This window comes from Mesorhizobium ciceri WSM4083 (assembly GCF_000519305.1).
Lineage (GTDB): Bacteria > Pseudomonadota > Alphaproteobacteria > Rhizobiales > Rhizobiaceae > Mesorhizobium > Mesorhizobium ciceri_B.
On the sequence record NZ_JAFG01000008.1, the window covers coordinates 109,974 to 134,620 of the forward strand.

At 61.8% G+C, this 24,647-nt stretch carries 27 protein-coding genes and 1 pseudogene; 7 read left to right on the top strand and 21 right to left on the bottom strand.

The window, feature by feature from the left end; all coding sequences use genetic code 11:
- Nucleotides 1-193: 193 nt before the first annotated feature.
- From MESCI2_RS0118845 to MESCI2_RS1000000138500, 5 genes are all read right to left on the bottom strand, one after another.
- Complete coding sequence (locus MESCI2_RS0118845) at nucleotides 194-2,071, bottom strand: ABC-F family ATP-binding cassette domain-containing protein (protein ID WP_027037932.1); 1,878 nt, start codon at nucleotides 2,069-2,071, stop codon at nucleotides 194-196.
- Nucleotides 2,072-2,195: 124 nt separating this feature from the next.
- Nucleotides 2,196-2,645 (bottom strand): MucR family transcriptional regulator, encoded by a 450-nt coding sequence (locus MESCI2_RS0118850; protein ID WP_013532467.1) that lies wholly within the window; start codon nucleotides 2,643-2,645, stop codon nucleotides 2,196-2,198.
- Between the two features lie 162 nt (nucleotides 2,646-2,807).
- Entirely contained in the window at nucleotides 2,808-3,011 is a 204-nt protein-coding gene (locus MESCI2_RS0118855) for a hypothetical protein (protein WP_024504288.1), read from the bottom strand.
- A complete protein-coding gene (locus MESCI2_RS0118860; RefSeq protein WP_027037934.1) occupies nucleotides 3,004-3,930 on the bottom strand; it encodes an EamA family transporter in 927 nt (308 codons plus the stop codon). The genes MESCI2_RS0118855 and MESCI2_RS0118860 overlap by 8 nt, the downstream gene beginning before the upstream one ends.
- Before the next feature lie 45 nt (nucleotides 3,931-3,975).
- Nucleotides 3,976-4,809 carry a hypothetical protein gene (locus MESCI2_RS1000000138500; protein WP_027037935.1) on the bottom strand — a complete coding sequence of 278 codons (834 nt, stop codon included), beginning with the start codon at nucleotides 4,807-4,809 and terminating at the stop codon, nucleotides 3,976-3,978.
- A 110-nt stretch (nucleotides 4,810-4,919) separates the two neighbouring features.
- Here MESCI2_RS1000000138500 and MESCI2_RS0118870 point away from each other — a divergent pair, with 110 nt between their 5' ends.
- Nucleotides 4,920-5,879 (top strand): LysR substrate-binding domain-containing protein, encoded by a 960-nt coding sequence (locus MESCI2_RS0118870; protein ID WP_027037936.1) that lies wholly within the window; start codon nucleotides 4,920-4,922, stop codon nucleotides 5,877-5,879.
- A 111-nt stretch (nucleotides 5,880-5,990) separates the two neighbouring features.
- Here the strand turns inward: MESCI2_RS0118870 and MESCI2_RS0118875 are convergent, their stop codons facing one another.
- Nucleotides 5,991-6,503, bottom strand: a complete 513-nt coding sequence (locus tag MESCI2_RS0118875; protein ID WP_027037937.1) for a DinB family protein — start codon at nucleotides 6,501-6,503, stop codon at nucleotides 5,991-5,993.
- 59 nt (nucleotides 6,504-6,562) lie between these two features.
- Between MESCI2_RS0118875 and MESCI2_RS0118880 the strand changes: the two genes are divergently transcribed.
- The gene (locus tag MESCI2_RS0118880) at nucleotides 6,563-7,255 is read left to right on the top strand and encodes a glutathione S-transferase family protein (RefSeq protein ID WP_027037938.1); all 693 of its coding nucleotides are present in this window, start codon (nucleotides 6,563-6,565) and stop codon (nucleotides 7,253-7,255) included.
- An 11-nt stretch (nucleotides 7,256-7,266) separates the two neighbouring features.
- On the opposite strand, the gene MESCI2_RS0118885 is transcribed toward MESCI2_RS0118880, so the two are convergent.
- Complete coding sequence (locus tag MESCI2_RS0118885) at nucleotides 7,267-7,527, bottom strand: DUF2934 domain-containing protein (RefSeq protein WP_027037939.1); 261 nt, start codon at nucleotides 7,525-7,527, stop codon at nucleotides 7,267-7,269.
- Nucleotides 7,528-7,862: 335 nt separating this feature from the next.
- On the opposite strand from MESCI2_RS0118885, the gene ndk reads away from it, so the two are divergent.
- Complete coding sequence (gene ndk, locus MESCI2_RS0118890) at nucleotides 7,863-8,285, top strand: nucleoside-diphosphate kinase (protein ID WP_013532476.1); 423 nt, start codon at nucleotides 7,863-7,865, stop codon at nucleotides 8,283-8,285.
- A gap of 65 nt (nucleotides 8,286-8,350) precedes the next feature.
- On the opposite strand, the gene MESCI2_RS0118895 is transcribed toward ndk, so the two are convergent.
- The 6 genes from MESCI2_RS0118895 to MESCI2_RS0118920 form a co-directional block, all read right to left on the bottom strand.
- On the bottom strand, nucleotides 8,351-9,115 hold the full coding sequence (locus MESCI2_RS0118895; protein ID WP_027037940.1) for a YbaY family lipoprotein: 765 nt from the start codon (nucleotides 9,113-9,115) through the stop codon (nucleotides 8,351-8,353).
- 129 nt (nucleotides 9,116-9,244) lie between these two features.
- On the bottom strand, nucleotides 9,245-9,721 hold the full coding sequence (locus MESCI2_RS0118900; protein WP_027037941.1) for a molybdenum cofactor biosynthesis protein MoaE: 477 nt from the start codon (nucleotides 9,719-9,721) through the stop codon (nucleotides 9,245-9,247).
- A gap of 1 nt (nucleotide 9,722) precedes the next feature.
- Nucleotides 9,723-9,980, bottom strand: coding sequence for a molybdopterin converting factor subunit 1 (gene moaD, locus MESCI2_RS0118905; protein ID WP_013532479.1), 258 nt, complete (start codon nucleotides 9,978-9,980; stop codon nucleotides 9,723-9,725).
- A gap of 1 nt (nucleotide 9,981) precedes the next feature.
- Nucleotides 9,982-10,578, bottom strand: a complete 597-nt coding sequence (gene pgsA, locus MESCI2_RS0118910) for a CDP-diacylglycerol--glycerol-3-phosphate 3-phosphatidyltransferase (protein WP_013532480.1) — start codon at nucleotides 10,576-10,578, stop codon at nucleotides 9,982-9,984.
- Nucleotides 10,579-10,675: 97 nt separating this feature from the next.
- Entirely contained in the window at nucleotides 10,676-12,739 is a 2,064-nt protein-coding gene (gene uvrC, locus MESCI2_RS0118915) for an excinuclease ABC subunit UvrC (protein WP_027037942.1), read from the bottom strand.
- The gene (locus tag MESCI2_RS0118920; RefSeq protein ID WP_027037943.1) at nucleotides 12,736-13,500 is read right to left on the bottom strand and encodes an SDR family oxidoreductase; all 765 of its coding nucleotides are present in this window, start codon (nucleotides 13,498-13,500) and stop codon (nucleotides 12,736-12,738) included. Before MESCI2_RS0118920 ends, uvrC begins: the two co-directional genes overlap by 4 nt.
- A gap of 412 nt (nucleotides 13,501-13,912) precedes the next feature.
- Here MESCI2_RS0118920 and MESCI2_RS0118925 point away from each other — a divergent pair, with 412 nt between their 5' ends.
- Nucleotides 13,913-14,575: an outer membrane protein gene (locus tag MESCI2_RS0118925; protein WP_027037944.1), complete on the top strand. Its 663-nt coding sequence runs from the start codon at nucleotides 13,913-13,915 to the stop codon at nucleotides 14,573-14,575.
- A 116-nt stretch (nucleotides 14,576-14,691) separates the two neighbouring features.
- Here the strand turns inward: MESCI2_RS0118925 and MESCI2_RS0118930 are convergent, their stop codons facing one another.
- Both MESCI2_RS0118930 and MESCI2_RS0118935 read right to left on the bottom strand, forming a co-directional pair.
- Complete coding sequence (locus MESCI2_RS0118930) at nucleotides 14,692-15,288, bottom strand: glutathione S-transferase family protein (RefSeq protein ID WP_027037945.1); 597 nt, start codon at nucleotides 15,286-15,288, stop codon at nucleotides 14,692-14,694.
- Nucleotides 15,289-15,698: 410 nt separating this feature from the next.
- Complete coding sequence (locus MESCI2_RS0118935) at nucleotides 15,699-16,139, bottom strand: hypothetical protein (RefSeq protein ID WP_027037946.1); 441 nt, start codon at nucleotides 16,137-16,139, stop codon at nucleotides 15,699-15,701.
- A gap of 573 nt (nucleotides 16,140-16,712) precedes the next feature.
- Between MESCI2_RS0118935 and MESCI2_RS0118945 the strand changes: the two genes are divergently transcribed.
- On the top strand, nucleotides 16,713-17,024 hold the full coding sequence (locus MESCI2_RS0118945; protein ID WP_027037947.1) for a transcriptional regulator: 312 nt from the start codon (nucleotides 16,713-16,715) through the stop codon (nucleotides 17,022-17,024).
- Between the two features lie 18 nt (nucleotides 17,025-17,042).
- Here MESCI2_RS0118945 and MESCI2_RS0118950 read toward each other — a convergent pair.
- From MESCI2_RS0118950 to MESCI2_RS0118975, 6 genes and pseudogenes are all read right to left on the bottom strand, one after another.
- Nucleotides 17,043-17,273, bottom strand: a pseudogene (locus MESCI2_RS0118950) (LysE family translocator); the annotation flags it as partial.
- Nucleotides 17,274-17,301: 28 nt separating this feature from the next.
- On the bottom strand, nucleotides 17,302-18,138 hold the full coding sequence (locus MESCI2_RS0118955) for a DMT family transporter (protein ID WP_027037949.1): 837 nt from the start codon (nucleotides 18,136-18,138) through the stop codon (nucleotides 17,302-17,304).
- Entirely contained in the window at nucleotides 18,135-18,716 is a 582-nt protein-coding gene (locus MESCI2_RS0118960) for a TetR/AcrR family transcriptional regulator (RefSeq protein WP_027037950.1), read from the bottom strand. The genes MESCI2_RS0118955 and MESCI2_RS0118960 overlap by 4 nt, the downstream gene beginning before the upstream one ends.
- Before the next feature lie 133 nt (nucleotides 18,717-18,849).
- Entirely contained in the window at nucleotides 18,850-19,302 is a 453-nt protein-coding gene (locus MESCI2_RS0118965; RefSeq protein ID WP_023813788.1) for a hypothetical protein, read from the bottom strand.
- Between the two features lie 192 nt (nucleotides 19,303-19,494).
- Nucleotides 19,495-20,349 carry a 23S rRNA (adenine(2030)-N(6))-methyltransferase RlmJ gene (locus tag MESCI2_RS0118970; RefSeq protein ID WP_027037951.1) on the bottom strand — a complete coding sequence of 285 codons (855 nt, stop codon included), beginning with the start codon at nucleotides 20,347-20,349 and terminating at the stop codon, nucleotides 19,495-19,497.
- A gap of 62 nt (nucleotides 20,350-20,411) precedes the next feature.
- Entirely contained in the window at nucleotides 20,412-21,020 is a 609-nt protein-coding gene (locus MESCI2_RS0118975; protein WP_027037952.1) for a hypothetical protein, read from the bottom strand.
- Between the two features lie 1,048 nt (nucleotides 21,021-22,068).
- On the opposite strand from MESCI2_RS0118975, the gene MESCI2_RS0118985 reads away from it, so the two are divergent.
- Entirely contained in the window at nucleotides 22,069-23,106 is a 1,038-nt protein-coding gene (locus MESCI2_RS0118985; RefSeq protein WP_027037953.1) for a UDP-glucuronic acid decarboxylase family protein, read from the top strand.
- Nucleotides 23,103-24,182, top strand: coding sequence for a UDP-glucose 4-epimerase GalE (gene galE, locus MESCI2_RS0118990; protein WP_027037954.1), 1,080 nt, complete (start codon nucleotides 23,103-23,105; stop codon nucleotides 24,180-24,182). The genes MESCI2_RS0118985 and galE overlap by 4 nt, the downstream gene beginning before the upstream one ends.
- Nucleotides 24,183-24,647 lie beyond the last annotated feature (465 nt).

The following is a 24,647-nucleotide window of genomic DNA, read 5'->3' on the forward strand; positions in this document are numbered from 1 at the left end:
GGCCAGATGGTTAGCCAATCTCCCCACTTGTGGGGGAGATGTCCGGCAGGACAGAGGGGGGCGCGAAGGATCGCGACCTATCTGTTCGTTCCCGAAGCCGGCGGTAGGTGGTTGAAAAAAGCTGACAGGTTGGCGGGACAGCGCCCCCCTCTGCCCTGCCGGGCATCCTCCCCCACGAGGGGGGAGATCGACTCTACTCCGCCGTGCCTTCCTCATACTCTGCCGACATGGACAGCCACTTTTCCTCGTGGCCGGCCAGCGTCTGGGCCAGTTGCGAGCGCTCCTTGGCCAGCCGTGTCGCCGTCGAGGGATCCTTTTCGTACACCGCCGGATTGGACAGTTCGTCCTCGATGCCGTCGATGCGCTTGCGAATGCGGTCCATCAGCGCTTCGGTGGCGCGGATTTCCTTGGCGAGCGGCTCGAAGGCGGCGCGGCGTGCCGCCGCATCGCGGCGGCGATCGGCCTTTGACGCCTTGTCGGCCTCACGCTTGCCGCGGCGGTCGCCGGAGACGCCGGTGACCAGCGTCTTGTAGTCTTCCAAGTCGCCGTCATAGGGGTTGACCGCGCCGTCCTTGACCAGCCACAGCCGGTCGGCGGTCGCCTCCAGCAGATGGCGATCGTGCGAGATCAGGATGACGGCGCCAGGGAATTCGTTCAGTGCATGGATCAGCGATTCGCGGCTGTCGATGTCGAGATGGTTGGTCGGTTCGTCGAGGATGAACAGGTTCGGGCCCTCGAAGGCCGACAGGCCCATCAGCAGGCGCGCCTTCTCGCCGCCCGACAGGTCCTTGGCGGCGGTGTTCATCTTCTCGGTGGTGAGGCCGAACTGGGCGACGCGGCCGCGCACCTTCGATTCCGGGGCCTCCGGCATCAGCCGACGGACATGCTCGTAGGCGTTTTCGTCCGGCCGGAGATCATCGAGCTGATGCTGGGCGAAGATCGCCACCTTCAGCCCGGGCGCCACCGTCATGGTGCCGCTCTCTTGCTTGAGCCGGCCCGACAGCAATTTGGCGAAGGTCGACTTGCCGTTGCCGTTGGCGCCGAGCAGCGCGATGCGGTCGTCGGCGTCGATACGCAGCGTCACCTTCTTGAGGATCGGCTGCCCGTCGGTGTAGCCGACATTGACGTTGTTCAGCGCCACGATCGGCGAGGCCACCGTCTTCACCGGTTCGGGGAAGGAGAACGGCCGCACCGAATCGTTCACGAGGGCCGCGATCGGTTTCATCTTCTCCAGCGCCTTGATGCGCGACTGTGCCTGTCTCGCCTTGGAGGCCTTGGCGCGGAACCGCTCGACGAAGGATTCCATGTGCTTGCGCGCGGCCTCCTGCTTGACCCGGCCCTTCTCCTGCAATTCCTTCTGCTCTGTATATTGACGCTCGAACTGGTCGTAGCCGCCGCGCCAGAAGGTCAGCTTTTTCTGGTCGAGGTGAACGATCGAGTTGACGGCACGGTTGAGCAGGTCGCGATCGTGCGAGATCAAAAGCACGGTATGCGGATATTTCGACACGTAGTTTTCCAGCCACAGCGTGCCTTCAAGATCGAGATAGTTGGTCGGCTCGTCGAGCAGCAGCAGGTCGGGCTCGGCAAACAGCACCGCGGCAAGCGCCACGCGCATGCGCCAGCCGCCGGAGAAGGACGAGGCCGGACGCCTCTGCGCAGCGTCATCGAAGCCGAGGCCGGCGAGAATGGTGGCGGCGCGGGATTCGGCTGAGTGCGCGTCGATATCGGCCAGCCGCATATGGATGTCGGCGATACGGTGCGGATCGGTCGCCGTCTTTTCTTCTTCGAGCAGCGCCGTGCGTTCGAGATCGGCCTTGAGCACGATCTCGATCAGCGCATCCTCGGTGCCTGGCGCTTCCTGCGCCACCTGGCCGATGCGGGTGCTCTTGGGCAGGCTGATCGAGCCTGTCTCGGACGGGAAATCGCCGGTGATGGCCTTGAACAGCGTCGTCTTGCCAGTACCGTTGCGGCCGACAAGGCCGGCCTTGGTGCCGGCCGGCAAGGTCAGCGAGGCATGGTCGAGAAGCAAGCGTCCGGCCATGCGGAGCGATAGGTCGTTGATGATCAGCATGGCCGCGCTTTTGCACCGGACATCAACGCTTCGCAAGGCCTTGCGGGCCAGTTGGCCGCACAAGGCCTCGAAACGACGCCCGCTAGGGCGCCGTCAAAGCAGCCGAACAGTGGCTTGCCTGCTCTCAGGCAGTCGCCTTGCGCTTCGTTGCCTTGGCGACAGCGGCCGGCGCTGCTGCCGGCTTGCGGCCAAGTCCCGTCGACTTTGCCAGCGCCGATCGCGTCGCCGAGTAGTTCGGCGCAACCATCGGATAGTCCGGCGGCAAGCCCCATTTGGCCCGATAGTCGTCCGGGCTCAGGCCGTAGTCGGTCCGCAGATGCCGCTTGAGCGACTTGAACTTCTTTCCGTCCTCAAGGCAGATGATGTAGTCGGGAAACACCGACTTCTTCGGATTGACTGCCGGAACCAGGTTTGGAGTTTCCGCGACAACTGCGCCAGCGAGCTTGCGAACCGAAGCACTGACGCTGGCAATCAACTCAGGCAGGCCGGAAGCCGGAAGAGGATTGTTGCCTACATAGGCCGAGACAATATCGGCCGTCAGCTCGATAACGGTCTTATCATCGATATTTGACAATTCTTTCACCTTATTTGCGACAAAATCCTCCACCCCAGCGAAGACTTGTGTCGATGTATCTCTTTAACCGCGTCCCCCAACGGACCGCCAAGTCTCATAAAAGAATGAAGAATCGGCCAAAATAGCATTCATGCGAAATCGACGCCGTGCAAATTAGAAAATCTAATACTTGGAGCCAGCAGACTTCGCGGCAGGACTTTCGTCCAATATCTCCAGAATACGCTTCCAGCGGGCGCAACGCGCGAAATCCTTTTGTTCTATTGCCTTTTCGGCCCTCATCGCGGCGTAAAGCGGCGCCTCGGCGCCGAATTCGTCGATCAGCCAATGCGCTTCCTGGATGGCCAGACGCTCATTCTCGTCAAACATGGTTTTCGGCCTCCGAACGTTCCACACCGACCGCGACACAACTGCCGATGACGAGGATGGCTCCGACAATGGCCGTCACCGTCAGCCGTTCGCCGGACAAGGTCAAAAGCAGGGTCGAGGCGATCGGCGTGAGATAGGCGACCACCGCGACCCTGCCGCTGCCTTCAAGCTTCAAGGCGCGCGACCAGAAATAGTAGCCCAGGCCCATCGGACCGGCGCCGAGATAAAGGCCGAGAGCCAGGTCCGCGCCGAGGGGCCAGGTGAAACCGTCGCGAGCGCACCACAGAAACATCAAAGCGACGCCAATAAACGACGATGGCAGCAACAGGCGATCCGCTGGGGTGGTCACCCGTCCCACCATGATCGAATAGAAGGCCATGCACAGCGCCGACCCGAATGCGGCGAGATAGCCGACCAGATCGCCCTCGAACCAGGATTGGTTGCGCCCTCCCGAAACCACCAGTGCGACGCCGATGAAGCCTACCACCGCGGCGAGACCCAACAGTGCCGGACGCCGCGGATTTTCCAAGGCAATGACTGCCGCCGCGACCATCAGCGGCCAGGTATAGGCCACCAGATTGGCCTCGATCACCGGCATCGAAGCGAAGGCGATGTATTGCAGCACCATGGTGCCGACCAGGCCGATGAAGCCGACCGCGAGAGAGGTGAGCGCCGCCCCGGCCGTGACCGGTGCTACTCTTTCCCGGCTCATCAATCGGATGGCTGCGAAGACGAGTGCGGCGCCTGCAAATTGCAGGAACTGGACCTGCGACACCGGGTGGCTGGCCAGCAGGGATTTGCCGACCAGCGCATTGGTGGACCACAACGCCACCGCACCGGCAGCGAAGACCAACGCGGATATCGAGCCGGATCCCTGCCGAAACAATCGGCATGGGATTCTATTTTGCTGTTCGACCATGATCCTGTCCGAAAACCGGTTCCGACTTTTCGGGATCATGCCTCATTACCATGATTCCCTGGCTCCGCCCGGAACTGGTGCCTCGACGGCGGCGGGCACGGGATGCTCCGCCTCGAACCGACGGTAGGCCGGCAGCTGATTGGTCCAGACATCTTCGGCCAGTTCGCTGACCCACTCACGGTCGTGGTCGTTGTCGGCGGCGAGATAGAACATTCTGTTGTCGTCGACATAGGGTTTGGCCACCGAGCGCTGGTTGAGCACCAGCGTGACGCGCTCGCCGAACCGGATCGGCGCGGTGCGATGCAGGACGCCCAGGAATTGCCCGAGCGTCGCATAGTTCATCTTGTGATCGATGCGCATGACACTGTTGCGCGGGATCTCGCGGCCGGCTTCGAGAATGGCGCGGCCGGTTTCGGAGTCGTCGCAGTAGATTTCGAGGTGGCCGCCGACCAACGGATTGCTGATCGACAGCGGAATGAGCTCGGTGACCGGAACGCCATCGCAATGCCACTCCACGGCGCCGTCGTCCGGATTCATGAAGGTGACCGTCGAGCCGACGATCGACAGCGGATAGGGCTCCAGCTTGGTGCCCATCATGTCGGACAGCCGCTCCAGGCGCAGCTTGTCATGCAGCAATTCCTTGATCTCGGGAATGAAGCGGTCGGCCCCGGTGATGAAGGTCAGATCGAGGTGCTTGTGCACGGCATGGCTGGCCTTGAGCTTCAGGGCAGCCTCCTCGATCGCGGCAAGCAGTGCCGGGTCATAGCCGTGCAGATATTGCGCGACACCGAAACTCGACACTTTCCAGGCGGTTTCATGGCCGATAATGGCCTCGCGGCTCATCGCATAACGCAGTTCGGGAATGGTATGGGCGTTCATTGTACTTCTCCAGGAGGGGGGCAACACTTGGTAAACAGTCGATTAATTCACCCACCCCTGTAAAATTAGGAATGCTGGTGCTAGTGTAAGCCAAGCTTAAGGTCGAAACCGTGCGTCTGCTCAGTCAGGTCAACCTCAATTCGCTTAAAATCGTGGAGAGTGCTGCGAGGCACGGTAATTTCACGCGTGCCGGCGAAGAACAGTTTATTACCGCTTCAGCGGTCAGCCAGCGCGTGAAAAGCCTTGAGGATCAGCTGCGCTTCAAGATTTTCCAACGCGGCGGCAATGCGGTGTCGTTGACGCCGGAGGGCGAGACCTATGTCTCGCGCGTTCGCGAGGCGTTGGAGCGAATCGTCGCCGCCAGCATGGAAGCGACCGGGCAATCGCAGGAGCATGTGCTAAAAATATCGGTGCTGCCCACCTTTGCGGCACGCTGGCTGTTTCCGCGCCTGCCGCTGTTCCAGCAGCAATATCCCGATATCGTGATGCGGGTCTCGACCTCCTACGCGACGCATGAGTTCACGGCCTCGGAATTCGATCTCGAAATCCGTTATGGCGACGGTCACTTTCACGGGCTGCAATCCGATCTGCTGTTTCGCGAAGACCTGACACCGGTGTGCAGCCGCAAGCTGTTCCACGAAGTTCTCGGCGATAAACGGCTGTCGAAGGTGACACCGGACGACCTCAAGCACTTTACCCTGCTGCATTCCGACACCTGCACCCAGAATTGGCAATCCTGGCTTGGTTTCGCCGGCGCCAGCTTCGTGCTCAGCGAGACCAAGAGCATCTATTTCGACTCGTGCATGATGTCCTACGAGGCAGCCAATTCCGGGATGGGCTTTGCGGTGGCCAACCGTGCCTATATGGCCAGCGACATCCGCGCCGAAAGGTTGGTGGCCCCCTTCGCCGTCCACCACCCGAACACGGCTGGCTGGTATTTTGTTTCCCCGCTGAGAGGCCTTGCCGCACGCAAGGTCCAGTTGTTCAAGCAGTGGGTGATGGCGGAAGCGGCTCTGACGCAGTGCCAACTGGACAGCGAAATCAGGGGCGAGGCTTCGACGGCCGCCTGAATCTCGGGCAAGTATCCGGTGTGCCGGCTAATTTCTGATGCAAAGACGATGCTGCAGCACAAGATGCAGCGATAGTAGGCGCAAGCTCTTCAACCTTCGGACGGCACCGGATCAGGCGAAAGCCCTGCCCTCCTCGGTCCGCTGGAAAAGCATCAGGTCCAACCCCAGGCTTGGCCGTCCCAGGATGGTCAGGATCGTATGCGCCTGGCCGCGATGATGGGTCTGGTGGTTGAAGACATGGTCCAGCGCCGGCGCCAGCCTTTGCGAGACGGTGCGCATGTCCGAGACGGTCATGTAGGTGAAGCGGCCCGTCAACGCCTTGTCATTGAGGCGGCCGATCCAGTCGATGATCCTCCTGTCTTCGGCTTCACGCGCCGCCCGCAGGCCGGTCAACCCCCGATGCAGGATAGCGTCCAGTGTCGTCGGCGCGTCGCCCTCGCCGGTGAAGCGCTTCATCCAGATCCGATCGGCCGTCAAAACGTGGTTGAGCGTGCCCATCATCGAGCCGAAGAAGGCGCCGACATCGCGGTTGAATTCCTCATCATCGAGCTCCGCGGCGGCATCATAGATGCGGCCATTGGCCCATTGATTATAGGCCGCAAACATCATGAAATGCTGTCTCATGGCTTCCCTCGGCTCGCGTCGATACGGGGCCTACCTAACCCGCGAGGAAGCCGCCGCCAATGACCATTCTGCTCTATGACCTCGTCGGACGCGACAGCACACGTCCGTTCAGCCCGCATTGCTGGAAGGTGGTGATGGCGCTTGCCCACAAGGGGCTCGACATATCGACCGTACCGACGCGCTTTCTCGAGGTGCCCGCTGTCGAGGGCGGCGTTTCGAAAACCGTCCCGGTGATCCGCGACGGCGAGACGGTCCTCGCGGATTCCTTCGCCATCGCCCTCTATCTCGATGAAGCCTATCCGGACCGGCCGACGCTGTTTGGCGGTGAAGGCGGCAAGGCGATGGCGCGCTTCATCGAACGCTGGTCGCAAGTGACCATTCATCCCTACGTGACCACCGCGGCCATCATGGACCTTCATGCCATGCAGGACGCGGAAAACGCCGTCTATTTCCGCCAGAGCCGGGAGCAGCGTCTTGGCAAGCGGCTGGAGGAGGTGAAGGCCGCCAGGGAAGCCGGGCTCGGCAATTTCAGAGCCTCGCTGGAGCCATTGCGCTCGATGCTCTTCTATCAGCCATTCATCGGCGGCGCGGCGCCGCTGTTTAGCGACTATATCGTCTTCGGCGCAATGCAATGGGCGCGCATAGCCTCGCCCTACCAACTGCTCGACGACGGCGACGTGGTGGCGCAGTGGTTCGCCCGCTGCCTCGACCTGTATGGCGGGCTGGGACGAAAGGTCGCCGCCGCGGCTTGACGCCGTAAAGCTTACTTGGCCGCCGCCTTCTTTGGCTTGCCGGCCTTCGTGGCAGCCTTTGCCTCCTTGGGGTCGGCCTTTGCCTTGGCGGCGCCAGTTGCCTTCTTGGTTGGCTTTTTGGCTGCCGACTTGCCCGCGGCGTCCTGCTGGTCGACATCCGCTGCCGCCTGATGCCAATGGCGCTCATGATGTCCAGCCGGCTGGCCCTCTTGCAGCCAGATCTGGTGCGCACGGTTGCGAATGCGTTCCTGACGATCGTCTGTGATGGTCATGTTGTCTCCATACGGCCCGACCTCAGCGCGGCGCCGACACGCGACTATAGCAAGCAAAGCGTTGCTGTGCAGCCGTCTGATCGGGGCCGGCTTGCCGCGGAAACGCGCAGCCGTCCGGCCCTTCGCTATCGCTCCCTGCCCTTCGGGCGTTCAAACCCTTTGAAAGGTCCACTGGACCTTTCAATCCGCCCGAAGGCGGACCGGGCTTTCACCGTTCGTCGTTCGGAAAGCCAAGCAATTGGCTTTCCGTCCGCTTTGCGGCCCCCTTGGCAATGGGCCGGGCGGCTTGTATAGAGCCCGCCACTCTCAATTCCATTCTCAGACAAGGACGACCCATGGCGCTCGAACGCACATTTTCCATGATCAAGCCGGACGCGACCCGGCGCAACCTCACCGGCGCCATCACCAGGATGCTGGAAGAGGCAGGCCTGCGCGTCATCGCCTCGCGCCGGGTCTGGATGAGCCGCCGCGAAGCGGAAGGCTTCTATGCCGTCCACAAGGACCGTCCTTTCTTCGGCGAATTGGTTGAATTCATGTCGTCGGCACCGACCGTCGTCCAGGTTCTGGAAGGCGAGAACGCCATTGCCAGGAACCGCGAAGTGATGGGCGCCACGAACCCGGCCAACGCCGCCGAAGGCACCATCCGCAAGGTTCATGCGCTGTCGATCGGCGAAAACTCGGTGCACGGCTCCGACGCACCGGAGACCGCGGCAGAAGAGATCAAGTACTGGTTCTCGGACACCGAGATCGTCGGCTGAGCCGATAGTCAGGACCTTATCCCGTAAAAGAAGGCCGGCGTTTCGCCGGCCTTCTTCGTTAGGGGTCAGCTGGCCGCGCTCAAGCGCAGGATCTCGCGGCCGTCCTTGTCTGATATGATGAGCTTGCCGGCATCGACACGATATGACGCCGCCTTGGCCAGCGCATCGAACAGCGCCTTTTCCTCGGCCATCACCTCTGGCGCGCAGGCCTTGTAGGTCGAACCGATGTCTCTGATCGCGATCGTTTGGCCATCGAGTTTGGCGGTGGCGAAATAGGTGTTGCAGGGGCCGCTGCCGCCCGCCTTGCCGGCCTCGCTGACCCTGAATGTCGCTTGCGGGGCAGCAATGGCGCCGATGCCGTCGACATAGTCGACCAGCCAGAGCTGGTCGAAGACGGAAACCATGGGCTCGGCGCTCGGGGTGACCATCTTCAGCATGATGGTCTGCGGCACGTCGGCCAGCGGATCGACCTGATGGCGCATATCGGAGATGAACAGCAGCTTGTCATCGACGGTGATGCGGGCTTGCAACGCGTAAGTCATCTGCGACCGGATGACGGAAGGGTCGAATTTGATCTCGAAGCTGATCGGCACCTGGCCGGCCGGCTTCACTTCCTGTTCGCCGATAATGGTGGCCGGCGCATAGGCCAGCGACACATCGGCAAGTTGCACGGAGAGCACGGCACTGGGCGGCAAGGCAATGCGCTCGCGATAGATCACCTCGCCTCTCACGGAATTTTCGGCGGCAACAGACTGCTCCGGAACGGCCAATATGCCGACGACCAGAGGCACGAAACCGAAGATGAAGAACTCCGCGATCCTGTCCAGCATGACCATCTCCCTTGCCCAGGCTGGCCAAGGCCCCGAGCCGCCAATGCTCCCGGGCTGCCAGTGCCCAAGCTGACCAGCCGCGCTCAATTGGCCAAATGATTGCGGTCAACACATGGCTGCGGCGGTATTTTAGTCTGACGATTTCCAGCGACCGGCCGCCTCGTCGTCGGCCTCCTTGGCCTCGACCCAGCCGCCCTCGGAACCGTCCGCGCGATGCTCCTTCTTCCAGAAGGGCGCGCGCGATTTGAGATAGTCCATGAGAAAGTTCGCCGCCTCGAACGCCGCCTGGCGATGCACCGAGGCAGTCACGACCAGCACGATGTTCTCGCCGGGCGCGATCTTGCCGTGGCGGTGGATGGCGGTGAGCCCCTGCAACGGCCAACGCTCGACCGCTTCGGCAGCGATGCGGGCGATTTCTGCTTCGGCCATACCTGGATAGTGTTCGAGCTCGAGCGCCGAGAGCGCGCCCTGCTCGTCGCGGCAAAGGCCGGAGAAGGTCACCACGGCGCCGATATCGGCGCGGCCTTGCGTCAGTCTGGCGATCTCGGCGGCGACGTCAAAATCCTGGCGCTGAATGCGCACGACAGGCAAGACCCCGCCGCTCATGTCAGCCCCCGGTCATCGGCGGGAACAGCGCGATTTCGCGGGCGCCCGCGATCTTCTCGCGGTGCTCGACATGTTCCTGGTTGATGGCGACGCGGATCACGTCGGGATATTGCAGCGCGTGCTCGTAGCCCTCGCCGCGCGATTTCAGCCAGCGCAGGAGATCGGCGACCGTCTCGATGCCGGCAGGCAGGTCGACATCCTCCTCAGGCATACCGATGCGTTCGCGCACCCAGGCAAAATAAATGAGCCGGGTCGTCATCTCACTCGTCCATGATGTGCTTGAGGCCGGCGCGGAAATAGTCGTAGCCCGTATAGAGCGTCACCAACGCCGCGATCCACAGCAGCACCAGCCCGGTCTGGGTGGTCAGCGGAAAGATCTTGTCGCCGGCCGGTCCGGCCAAGAGGAACGCTATGGCGACCATCTGGATGGCGGTCTTCCATTTTGCCAGCTGCGTCACCGGCACCGAGACCTTGAGAGCCGCCAGATATTCGCGCAGGCCCGAGACGAGGATTTCGCGGCACAGGATGATGATCGCCGCCCACAACGACCAGCCGGCAATGCCCGCATGGCGATCGGTGTCGGCGGCCAGCAGCAGCAGGCAGGTGGCGACCAGCAGCTTGTCGGCGATCGGGTCGAGCATCTTGCCGATGTTGGAGGTCTGCTGCCAGGCGCGTGCCAGATAGCCATCCAGATAGTCGGTGATCGAGGCGAGCAGGAAGATGATCAGCGCCGACCAACGGGCAAAGTCGCTCGACTTCAGATGTCCTTCGAGAAAAAAGCACAGCACCACCATCGGCACCGCGACGATGCGGGCGTAGGTGAGCATGTTGGGCAGGTTGAACGCGCGCTTGGCCATGTCTGGGAAACTCTTTCTGCCTGCCTACTCAAATCAGAAGCGAATGTGGGGGGTCAACAGGCTAGAATCGATTGGCCAGATGAAAGTGCCAGATTTTTCAACTCTCATGGAAATGATTATAGACCAGTTTGGCGACCTGTTCGGAAATGCCGTCGACTTTCCTCAAATCCTCGACAGCAGCACGGCTGACCGCCTTGGCGGTGCCGAATGCCAGCAGCAATGCCCGCTTGCGGCCGGGACCGATGCCGCTGATCTCGTCGAGCGGGCTCTTGACCATCTCTTTCTTGCGGCGAGCCCGGTGGGAACCGATCGCGAAACGGTGAACCTCGTCGCGCAATCGCTGGACGAAATAGAGCACGGGATCGCGGACAGGCAGCGAAAATGAATCCCTGCCTTTGACGAAGAAGCGCTCGCGGCCGGCGTCGCGGTCCTGGCCCTTGGCGATGCCGATGGCAACCACGCGGTCCTCGATGCCGAGATCCGAAAGGATCTTGCGCACCGCGGTCATCTGGCCCTGGCCACCGTCGATCAGGATGACATCGGGCCAGGCCGGGAAGCTGCCGGAGATATCGTCCTCCATATCGTCTGCCGAACCATCAACTGTATCCCCAGCCGGGACATCGCCATGCTCCTTGAGCAACCGCGAAAAACGTCGCTCCATCACCTCGCGCATCATGCCGAAATCGTCGCCCGGCGTGATCTCGGTCGAGCGGATGTTGAATTTCCGGTACTGGTTCTTCACGAACCCTTCCGGTCCGGCGACGACCATGGCGCCGACCGCGTTGGTGCCCATGATGTGCGAATTGTCGTAGACCTCGATGCGCACCGGTGGCTTGGCCAGGCCGAATGTCTCGGCGAAACCGGCAAGCAAGCGTCCTTGGGTGGAGGTTTCAGCCAACCGGCGTCCGAGCGCCTCGCGGGCATTCTGCAGGGCGTTGTCGGTCAGGTCTTTCTTTTCACCGCGCTGCGGCACGGAGATCGCGACCTTGCGGCCAGCGCGGGTGGAGAGCGCCTCGGCCAGCAGTTCCTGATCCTCGACGCCATGCGACAGAAGAATGTTCCGCGGCGTCGGCTTGTCGTCATAGAACTGCGCCAGGAACGAACCCAACACCTCGGCTGCTTCCAAGGCCGGATCGGCTTTGGGGAAATAGGCGCGGTTGCCCCAGTTCTGGCCGGTGCGGAAGAAGAACACCTGGATGCAGACCTGGCCGCCTTCCTGATGAATGGCGAAGACATCGGCTTCGTCAACGGTTGCCGGATTAATGCCCTGGTGGCTCTGCACATGCGACAGGGCCGCAAGTCGGTCGCGATAGATCGCGGCGCGCTCGAAATCGAGAGCTTCCGACGCCTGCTGCATGGCGGCCGAGATTTCCGTCTTCACCTTCTGGCTGCGGCCGGACAAGAAGTCCTTCGCCTCATTGACCAGTTCGGCATAGTCCTGGTGCGAAACCTCTCCGGTGCAGGGGCCGGCGCAGCGCTTGATCTGATAAAGCAGGCATGGCCGCGTGCGGTTCTCGTAGAACGAGTTGGTGCAACTCCTGAGCAGGAAGGCGCGCTGCAGGGAATTGATGGTACGGCCAACGGCACCGGCCGAGGCGAAAGGCCCAAAATAATCGCCTTTGCGCGAGCGCGCGCCGCGATGCTTGTAGATGCCCGGCGAGACATGGTCGCCGGTCAAGAGGATATAGGGAAACGACTTGTCGTCGCGCATCAGGACGTTGAATCGCGGCCGCAAGCGCTTGATAAGGTTGGCTTCGAGCAGCAGCGCTTCGATCTCGGTGCGGGTGACGACGAACTCCATCGTCGACGTTTCGCGCACCATGCGGCCGATGCGGGTGGTGTGGAAGCGGCCTTGCGCGTAGTTGGTGACGCGCTTCTTCAGGCTGCGCGCCTTGCCGACATAGAGCACATCGCCGGCAGCGTTCATCATGCGGTAGACGCCGGGCGCGTTGGGCAGCCGCTTGACCAGCGTCTGGATCACCTCGGCGCCGATCATGCCTTCCGCGTCGCCGGCATGCGGCGTCCAGTCGATGGCGGTGAAGGCGACATCGGGACCGACGGTTTCAACGATCTCCTCGACTGCCTCGTCCTCGACGTCGATGTCGGGGGGCAGATCGTCGGCGCCGCCGCGCGGCTTGCTTTTGTGGTCTATGGGACTCATTCCGTCATGCCTGTCACATCGGGCGTCTGCCACGCAAGATGCTGGCCGCCATCAAGCGCGATCATCTGGCCGGTGACCGAGCGCGCTTCCCAGAGATAGCGGATCGTGGCGCCGAATTCCGGCAATTCCGGGCCGCGCTTGAGGATCAAGCCATCGACCTGTGCGGCAAAATCGCTGTCGTCCTGACGCGCGTTCTTCAGTGTCGGCCCCGGGCCGATGGCATTGACGCGGATGCGGGGACCGAGCGCTTGCGCCATCATCTGGGTGGCCGTCCACAGCGTCGATTTGGACAGTGCATAGGAGAAGTAGCGCGGCGTCGGTCGCCAGACGCGCTGATCGATCATGTTGACGATCAGGCCCTCCTGCCCTCCCGGCAACGCCCGGGCGAAATTCTGCGCCAGGAGCGCGGGCGCTTTCACATGGACGGCAAAGTGCCGGTCCCAGGCCCGCCAGTCGAAATCCAGAACCGAATCGTCCTCGAACAGCGACGCATTGTTGACCAGCAGCGGGATCGGTCCGAGCGCAGCTTGCGCCTGGCCGACGAGATCGCCAACGGCATCCATATCGGTCAGGTCGGCGGCGACCACGGTGGCCCGGCCACCTCCGGCGATGATTTGGGCAGCCAACGCATCGGCCTCGGTGCGCGAGCGGTTGCAATGGATGGCGACTGCAAAACCGTGCGCGGCGAGATCCTCGACGATCGCCCTGCCGATCCGCCTAGCCCCGCCCGTCACCAGCGCCGTGACAGTGGCTTTGCTCATATGGTGTCAATCCTCAATTTCGGCCCGAAAAAGCAGTGCCGGCGAAATATGGCCCGGCATGCGTTAAATGGTGTTCGCACCTTGGGCAGCATTGTGGCGAAACGGCCGTTTGGACATCCCGGCCCCTTTGGACTCGGGCGCGCCCGACCGCAATATAGGGTGCTGGAGTCCTTGCACCAAGCGGTGTGCAGCGCAGCAAGGAATGGCTCCTGCCATTTCGCTGTTGCGAAGATGCAACGTCAAGGTTCTGCCTCATTTGCGCCGGGGAATGACCCAAGTTCAGGTTCGCTTCAGCCGCATTTTGACACGACATTTGGAACCGACGAACGCCAGATCCGTTTCACCCCCCGGACGGGTCGATGGCGATCGTGAGAAACAAGCCTGTGTCCTGTGGCTTAAGGAGTAAAGAACAATGCAAGCCAATCTCAAATTCGCACGGCCGCTGGCCGTTGCGCTCGGGCTCTTCGCCCTCAGCGGAACTGCCTATGCTGCTGACGTGGTTTCGGAAGAGCCGCCGGCACCTGCGCCGATCGCTGAACTTCCGGTCGCTTCGTGGGCCGGCCCCTACGCCGGTCTCAACGTCGGCTATGGCTTCAGCGGCCATACCAAGGAAAAGGATCTGGGTGTTGACAATGTTGACGTCGGCACGAAGGGTTTCGTTGGCAGTGTCTTCGGCGGCTATCAGTGGCAGCAGGAGAACTTCGTCTACGGCGCTGAAGCCGAACTCGGCTACAACGGCGTCAAGGGCGACGAGAATGGCGTCAATTCCAAGGCTGGCTTCGAAGGTTCGCTGCGTGCCCGTCTTGGCTACGCCGTGACCCCGGAAATCCTGCTCTATGGCACCGGCGGTCTCGCCGGAAGGAGCCTGAAGGTTGAAGACGACCTGTACGGTTCGGACCGCGCCACGATGCTCGGCTGGACCGCCGGTCTCGGCACCGACATCAAGCTGACCGACAATGTCTTCGGCCGCGTCGAGTATCGTTACACCGACTTCGGCAGCAAGAGCTTCGACGGTATCGGCAAGGTCAAGGCCACCGACAACCGCGTCACCTTCGGCGTCGGTATGAAGTTCTAAGTCGTTCAAGCCACGACACGAAAAGCCGGGCCTCGCGCCCGGCTTTTTTGTGTCTGAGTGATTTTCCCGGATGATCGAACTGATAACCCGGAAATCAATTCCGGGGTAATCGGCTATCAACCGGGAATGCAGGGCTTCAGTTCTGGAAACTTCTCGTCGAAGCGCGCAGCCCACCGCGTCAGCCGGGCGCGACCCTTCTCCCATTTTCCGGCAAAGCGCAGCGAGAGATAGCCAAGGCAGGCGCGCAGCGCCATCTGGCCGGCGGTGATCTTTTTCGGCAGCTTCGGCGGGTTGGCATTGAGCAGGTCGAGTGCCGCCGTGATCTTCGCCCACTGGCGATCGAGCCAAGGCTGATAGACCATCTCCTCAGGCCGCGTGCGCCGTTCATAGACCATCGACAGCGCACAGTCGCAAATGCCGTCGGCCAATGCTTCCAGCACTTCCGCCTCGAGCCGCTTGTCGGGATTGCGTGGAAAAAGCGCGTTCTTCGACAAGCGATTGAGGTGCTGGGTGATGGCGCGACTGTCATGGATGGAGCGACCGTCGTCGAGCACCAGAACCGGGATCTTGCCGAGCGGGTTGGCGATCATCAAGTCGGCCGGCTTCTCCTCGGTCTTGATCGGCACCAGATCGACAGCGATGCCGGCATAGGCCGCCGCCATTCGTACCTTGGAACTGTAGGGAGAAGACGACGCGTAGAGCAGCCTGGGCATGATCGGTTTCCTGTTTTGCAGGCCGGCAGTGTTGACCGATCAGGCGCGATCGAGCAATGGCCAGAAGCGGAAAACCCAGCCGCCAGCGAGCGACGCATCGACCAAGGCCGTTTAGCGAGCGCTCCAAGAAGGCGGCGCTTCACCATGGTCGCCGAGTTGCCGGGATCGCACGGATCACCCAGCCGACAGGCAAGACCGAACAGCGTCGCGCCGACATTTCATCACGCGCATGAATGACACAAAAAAGCCCCCACCGGACTCCGCCCTATGGCGAAGTCCTGGGAGCTGCGAAAAGATATCCTCCGTCCGCCTCTGTTCTCGCCTTCCGACTGCCTAAAAAACGAGCGGGGCGCCCTGTGAGGCACCCGCCCTTGACTGTTTCGGCACCGCCCCCGGCGAGGGAAGCGCGACTACTTCTTGCCGGCCTTCGCGGGCGCTGCCTTCGGCTTGGCAGCAGGTGCCGCTTTCTTCACCGGCGCTGAAGATTTCGCTGCCGCAGCCTTCTTTGCCGGAGCAGCCTTCGCAGCCGGCTTCTTGGCAGGTGCAGCCTTGGCAGCCGGTTTCTTGGCAGGTGCTGCCTTCTTCGCTGCGGGTTTCGCCGCGGCTTTCGCTGCAGGCTTCTTGGCCGGTGCCGCCTTCGCAGCCGGCTTTGCCGCTGCCTTGGCGGGTGCCGCCTTCTTCGCTGCCGGCTTCTTGGCCGGTGCTGCTTTTGCCTTGGCCGCCGCGGCCTTCGGCTTGGCAGCGGGTGCTGCTTTCTTCACTGCAACTGCGACCTTTGCCGTCGCTGCTTTTGCGGGTGCTTTCTTTGCCGGTGCCTTGGACGCCGGCGCTTTGGATGACTGCTTAGCCATGCGATGCCCCTTCCTTTGTGCCGACGGCCGTAATGACCCGGCACGCTCATGCATATCTGACTCGCGGCTTGCTAGCCAGCGAAGCAATAGACTGATTTTCGCAGCTTAAATTTCGGTTACGATCGGCACATGATCGTGCTGATCGTCGCAGAAATTCACTGCTGATCTTCGACCAATGGCTAGAATGTGCCACCGACATTCTCCACACTCCGCTGGACCGCTCCTCTCGTGAAGCTCCGAAGATCAGCGAGCATCTTTGGGTGTCGATCGTCGGCGCCGATATCATGACCGCCGCCTCATCGGTGCGATCATCTCGTGCATCCGGACGATCTATACTGCAATGCGACAGCCGGTCGGTGCATCGTCTTGTCAAGCGGGATCGCAGACCGGCTTTCTCGTGATTTGACAGATAACTCTACATGGCAGAGTATTCTGTACAGCATGCGGGAGCACTTCAATGTCGATCGCGCAGGAGCAAACGGCGCTGTCGCCGTTCCAGATTGCCAAGACGGTCCGCCACGGCGGCGGCATGGTTGTCCGTTGCCTCCGACTTGGCTGCGCCGGAGCCGATCGATGAGTGCCGACGAAATCATCCATCAAAGCACTCGACTCAGGATCATGGCCGCGCTGAGCATGCTGGAAAGGCGTCAAACGCTGGACTTTACCGGGCTGAAGGCCATCGTGGACGTCACCGACGGCAATCTCGGCGCGCATCTCGATACGCTGGCCAGGGCCGGTTATGTCGACATCGAAAAGCTGTTCGTCGGCCGCCGGCCGCAGACGCGCGTCAAGGCGACGACGAGCGGACGGCGCGCGTTTCGCGGCCACGCCGCATTCCTGCGCAAGATCCTCGATCAGGCCGAGGCGGAGCCGCGCAGGAGATAGCGTGACTGGGCAATCCGCTCAGCGCGCGGCAACTACGGCAACGCCGGCGCCGATCATCACACCGCCCGCCGCGCGGTTCACCCGACGCACGATCATCAGCACACCGAGATGAACAGCATTTAGCGATGCGCCGACGACGTTAAGCAACAGCGCAACGTAGAACAACGGCATCTTCGGATTGCCAAGATTGAGCGCGATGCCGATGGCAAAAATCGTCAGCAGCCCTCGCCGCCCTGAGACGGGCTGCAGTCCAGAATCTTCGCGATCCACATTTCCGTCACGGCTGATAGCCGAGGCAGATGGCGCCGAGCGCGACGATGGCGCAGGCGCCGACCCGCCGCGGCGTCAGCATCTCGCCCAGGAACAGGCGCCCGATGAAAGCCGCGAAGACGACGCTGGTTTCGCGGATCGCGGTGATCGGACCTGCCGGTCCAAGCGCGAAGGCCGCGACCACGACGCCGTAGGCCAGAAGTGCAAACAGGCCGCCGCCCAGTGCCTTCCAGGTTTCCGGCGCACGCAGGTCGACGATGAGCCGGCCACGGCAGGCGACGAAGGCCGCCGGCAGCAACGCGCCGTAGATCAGCAACACCCATGCGGTGTAGGCGCCGGCGCTTCCCGCCGCCCGAACGCCGAGCGCATCGACCATCGCATAGGCGGCGATGATCGCTCCCGTTGCCAATGCATAGAATATCGATGTCGTGGCGGCCCTGCCCCTTCCGAGAGAAAGGCCCATGATGCCGCCCGCGACCAGTGCGACACCGATGGTCTGCGGCAGAGTGAGTTGCTGGTTGGCCAGGAAGAACCCACCGAGCGTGACAAGCAGCGGCACGCTGCCGCGAACGATCGGATAGACCTGTCCCAGTTCGCCATATCTGTAGGCGGCCACCAGAAACAAACTGTAGCCGACCTGCAGGCAGGCCGAGAGCACGATGTAGGGCCAGGCCGGCGCGGCCGGAAGGCCGTGGAAGAAGGCGAAGGGGATGGCGAGCGCCGTACTGGAAAAGCTCATGACGGTGACGGTCCACAACCTGTCGGCCCCCGTGCGCAGGAACGCGTTCCAGGTTGCGTGCAGGATCGCCGCAAACAATGCGAGCCCGATGACCAGCGGGCTCATTGGGACTTACGCGAAGCAGCGACGATGCCCATGGCCGCCTTGCGGGCGTCGCGAATGGCGGCGTCGGCCTGCCCCATCTGCGCCAGCAAGGTCGCCCCTTCGATCAGCATAAGCAACGCCGCCGCACCGCTCTCGGCGCGGCCGCGCGGCATCATCTCTTCGAGGATGGACCGCATGCACCGCTTGAGGCCGTTCTTCTGCCTGACAACGGCCTTGAAAACCGGATGCCCGGGATCGCCGAACTCGGCCAGCGCATGTGCGAACAGACAGCCATGGAAATCCGGGCTGCGGAACCAGCGTGCATGCCAGTCGAAGATTCTTCCGATTTTCTGTTCCGGCGGAATGCCCTCTTGGGCGAGCCGGTCGAGCTGGCGGTCGAAACGCTTAGCGCGATAGTCGAGCACCTCGACGATCAGTTCGTCCTTGCTGGGAAAGTGGCGATACATCGTCATCTTGGCCACATCGGCTTCGGCGATGATCCGATCGATACCGGTGGCATGGAAGCCGGCGCGCTTGAACAGCACGTAGGCCGTTTCAACGACGTGCTGGCGCTTATCGGAAACGGGCGATGGTGTCATGGCGCATACCAAGTGGTGAGACAGGTCTGTCTCATGTCTATGCGACGGATCGCACCTGCTGTCAACGCGGCACGAAAACGCCTGCAGCCGATCAAGCCACAGGCGCGAAAGAGATTGGGAGGGGAAACCGGGTTTAGCGCAGAATGCGGCAGCGGCCGTTGTAGACCATCCAGCGGTCGAAGCCCGAGACGCAGAATTCGACATTGTCGCCGATCGAGGCAAAGCCCTGGCCCTCCTCGATCAGGTACCAGATGGTGCGATCGCGGCCGTCGGACAGGCTGACGGTGGCCCCGCAATAACGGCGACCGATCGGCCAGGTATCGTTGGCCGCCAGATAGCGATGCTGGTGGATACGCCGGAAATCGGTGATCTGCACATCAGGCAGGTGCGGCACATGATGCACCTGATAGGAAAAGCGGCTGGTGATCTTGTTCAGTACCCATGGCTGACCGCAGACCCCGCTGTCTTCATCGGAATAGACCGTAAGATCGGCGGCCTGCACGGTCTGGGTGATACCGAGAGGCGCGGCAAGCGGGGTGCAGAGCGAAATCAGGGCGGCAAGGGCGGATTTGGCGAAGCGAGTCATGGCAGCCTCTCAAGGTCGATTGCGCGCACTGTGCGGATTCGCTCGGCGGCGGTCAAGCGGTTGCGTTGACAATGGTTTCCCAGTTTGAAACTGCTTTTGACCAAAGCCGAATTTGCACGGCACCGGAATGGCTCTGGCACGTTCATGTCCGGACCCAAAAGAGCGCGGTCCCGGATCGTCAATGAGCCCGCCTCAAACCTGCTCGCCGGCCAGCCATTCCAGCGACCAGTGCGCCGGCCGCCCCACCGCAAGCAGCCTGTGCAGGGCCGGCAGCAGCGTCCGCAGTTCGCCCTCCAGCGTGAACGGCGGGTTGACCACCAGCAGACCGCTGCCGTCGAGGCTGGGTTCCGAAGAGGCCGGCCTGATCTCGAATTCGATGTCGAGCAGCTTCGGGATGCCGGATTGCTTCAACGCCTTGCGGAAGGCGATGATCGCCTTGCGGTCCTTGATCGGATACCAGAGCGCGTAGATGCCGCCGGGCCAGCGCTTGTGCGCCCTTATGAGCCCGTCGACGAGGCGCTCGAACTCACCCGCTTCCTCGAATGGCGGATCGATGAGGACAAGGCCGCGCTTTTCCTTCGGCGGCAGATGGGCGCCGAGCGCCAGCCAGCCATCGAGTTCGATGATCCGGGCCTGGAAATCGCCCGCAAAGAACATCCTCAGCCTCGCGGCGTCCTTGGGGTGCAGCTCGATCGCCGTCAGCCTGTCCTGCTTGCGCATGAGATGGCGCGCGATCAACGGCGAGCCCGGGTATTTCTGGATGCCGCCCTCGGGGTTGAGCGACCGTATTGTCTCCAGATAGGGCGCGAGCAGCGCCTCCACCGGCGCGGCAAACGGGGCATCGATCACCCTGCCGATGCCGCCTTGCCACTCACCCGTCTTCTGCGCTTCGAGCGACGACAGGTCGTAGCGGCCAATGCCGGCATGGGTGTCGACGACCCGGAACGCCTTGTCCTTCTGCTTCAGATACTCAAGCAAGCGCGTCAGCACGACATGCTTGACGACGTCAGCGAAATTCCCGGCATGATAGGCGTGGCGGTAGTTCATTGTTTTGTGCCGTTATGCATGTCGTTGTCCCAAAACCGCTGCACATGTTTGGGCGACATGCATCAGCCCCTGCCCCAGCGCGGCGGCGGTGGCTGCGAGTTCGGATTTTCCGGCCGGCCGCCACCGCCAGAACGCAGGGTCAGCAAAAACCCGATCAAGCCGATCGCCATCAGCGCGAAGCCGACCGGCCGCGCACGGCTGTCGATCTCGCCGGCGCCGGAGCGCAAGATGAGATCGACCGCCCGCATCGGTATGTCGTCGGCATCACCCGGTCCAACGGTGAAGATGTAGGGACCTGGGCTGACGGTCGCGATCACGCCGGCCTCGTCGCGAAAGATCTTGTCGGGCAGTTGCGGGCTGGCCTGGCGAGGATTGTCGGGATGGTTGAACTGCAGCGTCGAGGCGAGCACCGTGCGGCCATTGCTTGCGGCGGTCAGCGTCAGCACGGTGCGCTGCTGAGAGACTATGCGCTCGGCTCTTGCGGTCAGGTCGACCAGCACCCTCACCGGCGCGTCGCGGCCGGCGAGCGGCACCGTCAGCGGCTTGAAGCGGCCCTGCTCATAGACCCGCCAGGTGCCGATCTCATGGCCGGAGAAGTTGCTCATCGCCCAGGGATAGACGACACCGATGCCGGCGCCGGCGAGCAGGATCAGGACAAACAGAAAGCGCATTGACATCACCACATTCCATCGTGACCTTGCCAATAGCGCCCCGACGATCAAAAGGCGATGGCCAGCCGAGTCGCCACCAGGTGATCGAGCCAGACGTGCGCAAGCAACAACCTTGTGGCGGCGTGGCCGCGCAACAATGCGGGTTCTACCTATGCGCTTAAAATTCGTTGCCGAAATGACCGCTCCTCCACTATGGAATGAAGGCGCGCATGCGCTTTTCGGCGGAATGGGCCATCGGCGCGCCTTGCGAACCAGAGGCCTTGATGCGCAAAGACCATGAACAGTGTATCAAAAGGGGACGAAGTCAAAACTCGTCCTTGTGAATAAATTTGCTTACAAATCTTTAGCCCTTGCCCTTCTTCCCACTATAGCCAGCTGCGGCGTGCCTACGATAGGTCAAGCCCTGTGGTATGAGTATTCGCACCCTGGAATTTACATTTGCACTCCGAGCGGTTTTGGGCAGCAATCTCATTGCAATCTGAAATTTTCCCGTCGCTCGGATCGTTAAATTTCACCTTTCGGCTGAATACAGCCCGACCTCGCCCTGAATTGCGCAACCCCTCATTCATGGCGATCCTTGCTGCCAAGCGCTGATTCGGCACAACGAACAGCTTGTGGCGCCGACTGCCAGCGGCCGGACCCAATACCCTGATTTAAAATGAGGAACCGCCCTGGACATTCCCTGGTTCCGCTTCGAGGCTGATGCCGGCCCGTGATTAACCATTCGCAAACAGATATGGTTAAGAAATACCTAATTTAGTTGACTATGATTTCCACAGGTATATTTTCGATGCGTTGGGATGTGCAATTTGGGCGAGCAATCGATGATGGTGACACCGAGCGTGTGATCGCGATTTCGGGGCGCAGAGAATGCTGAGCGGCAGCACGGAGGTTGTGTAGTCGCACCAGCTTCGCGAAACTCAAAGAACAATTGACGCACATCAGTGATGGCGATTCCGCAGATGCGGAGGTTTGCCCCGTTCTGAAGGAACGTGGCCGGGCGATGCTTTGTCCCGGCCCGGCGGTAGCGTGTGCGTATGAGGAAAGCATGAGTAAGCTTGTCAAGGTTCTGAAACTGGAATCCGGCAGCCAAAGGGGCGCCAACCAAAGCCGACGACGCGCCCTTGTCGCTGGAGGAGCGGGATTTTTAGGATCGCATCTGTGCGAACGTCTTTTGCGTGACGGATACGACGTTGTCGCGCTGGACAATTTCCACACCGGCAAAAGATACAATCTCAATACTCTTCTGCGTAATCCGAGCTTTAGCTGTATCGAGCACGACATCGTCGATGCACTGCCTTGCGATCTTCAATGCGACGAGATCTACAATCTCGCCTGCCCCGCCTCTCCGCCGCACTACCAGGCAGATCCGATCCACACTTTCAAGACAAGCGTGCTTGGATCGCTGAACCTTCTGGAACTCGCGCGACAGAACAAGGCCAAGATATTCCAGGCCTCTACGTCCGAAGTCTATGGCGATCCCTTCGTGCATCCACAGCCCGAGAGCTACTTCGGCAACGTCAACACGCACGGACCGCGTTCCTGCTACGATGAAGGCAAGCGCTCGGCCGAAACCCTGTTCTTCGATTATTCGAGAACCTATGGCCTCGATATCCGTGTCGCCCGCATTTTCAACACCTACGGTCGCCGCATGCAGCCCGACGATGGGCGCGTGGTTTCGAACTTCATCGTCCAGGCGCTGCGGGGCGAGGACCTGACCGTCTATGGCAGCGGCCAGCAGACACGCTCCTTCTGCTATGCCGACGACCTAATCGAGGGCTTTATCCGGCTGATGAACGCGCCGATTGCGCCCGCCCACCCGGTCAATCTCGGCAACCCTGCCGAATTCACCATCATGGAACTGGCGACGCTGGTCGTCGACTACACCAACGCCCGATCGAAGATCGTGCATCGGCCGCTGCCCGTCGACGATCCCAGGCAGCGCAAGCCGGACATCTCCTTTGCCAAGGCCAATCTCGGCTGGGAGCCGAAAATCAGCTTGAGCCAGGGGCTCGCGCGTACCGTCGAGTATTTTGATACCCTGCTCTACGGAAATCGCATCGCCAGGGGAGCTGCCGCTTCATGAGCCGGACGGCAGTCCTGGTGACGGGTGGAGCCGGTTTCATCGGCAGCCACACCTGCAAGCAGCTGGCCGCCGCCGGCTACATGCCGGTGGTTTTCGACAATCTGAGCCGCGGCAATGAGAGATCCGTCGGCTGGGGTCCGCTCGTCGTCGGCGATATCCGGGATCGGGATGCACTGCGGCGGGCGATGGAAACGTACCGGCCGACGGCCGTGATCCATTTTGCGGCGCTGGCCTATGTCGGGGAGTCCGTTCGCGAGCCGGCCGAATATTATTCGACCAATGTGACAGGCACCATCGCGGTGCTCGATGCCGCACGCGCGAGTTCGATCGAAAACATCATCTTCTCCAGCAGTTGTGCGACCTACGGCGTGCCGGAAGCGTTGCCCGTTCGCGAAACCTCCTCGCAAAATCCGATCAGCCCTTATGGGCGCACCAAGCTGATGGGCGAACAGATCATCGGCGACTATGCATCCGCGTATGGAATGAAGTTTGCCATCCTGCGCTATTTCAACGCTTGTGGCGCCGATCCAGACGGCGAGCTTGGTGAGTGGCATTCGCCGGAAACCCATCTGGTTCCCAGAGTGCTCATGGCCGCAGCGGGCATCATCGACGAGATCGAGGTTTTCGGCACCGATTACGACACGTCGGACGGCACCTGCGTAAGGGATTATATCCACGTCACCGATCTGGCCCGCGCCCACCTGAAAGCGCTCATGCATCTCGAGGGTGGCGGGCGAAGCCTTGCGGTCAATCTCGGCACCGGGCGGGGCATCTCCATCAAGGAGATCGTCAAGGCGGTCGGCAGAATGACGTCGAGGCCGGTTCCGGCAGTGCTCAGGAGCCGACGCCCCGGAGATCCGGCGGAGCTCTACGCCGATCCGGGAAGCGCACGCGAACATCTTGGCTTTGTGCCGGAGCTTTCAGACATCGACACGATTGTCAGGACAGCCGCTCCCTTTTTTGGACTGAAGACCAAGCCGATGAAACTGCCGCCAGCCAGGGCGGCAGCGTCGGTCGTCGCTCGACGGGTCAGAGATAGCGGGGGTGACAGCTCGCGCGCTGGCCAAATCCGCTAGGGCTGCAGATATAAGGCGAGCCGCCCGAGAACGTGCTGCCATCGCCCGGATTGAACGAGATTTTCACCGGCGCCGGCGTACTGGCCTTGATCCGTTGCGGCGGTGCAAAGGCGTAGCCACTTTCAGTCCCTATTGTGCTTGTCATCTGGATCGGAAGGTCGGCCCGGGGCGACCGCACGAGAAATCTGGCCTGCACGGGCTGGACCGCGGGCTGACTGCGGACCGGGTGGACCACGGGCCTGATAAGGACCGAACCGGTTTCAGTTGCGTCCATACTTTGACAACCTGCAACCATAGAACCCAGCGCCACAGCCGCGGCAATAGATACGACATTTTTGCTTGAGCGAAATACCCTCGCGGAATTTCTCATCCTCTGTCCCTTGCTATCAAGCATAAGCCAAGGGCGCGTTGCGACATACTATACTTGGGCCGCTTTCACGCCGCATGAGTGACCACTCGCACATC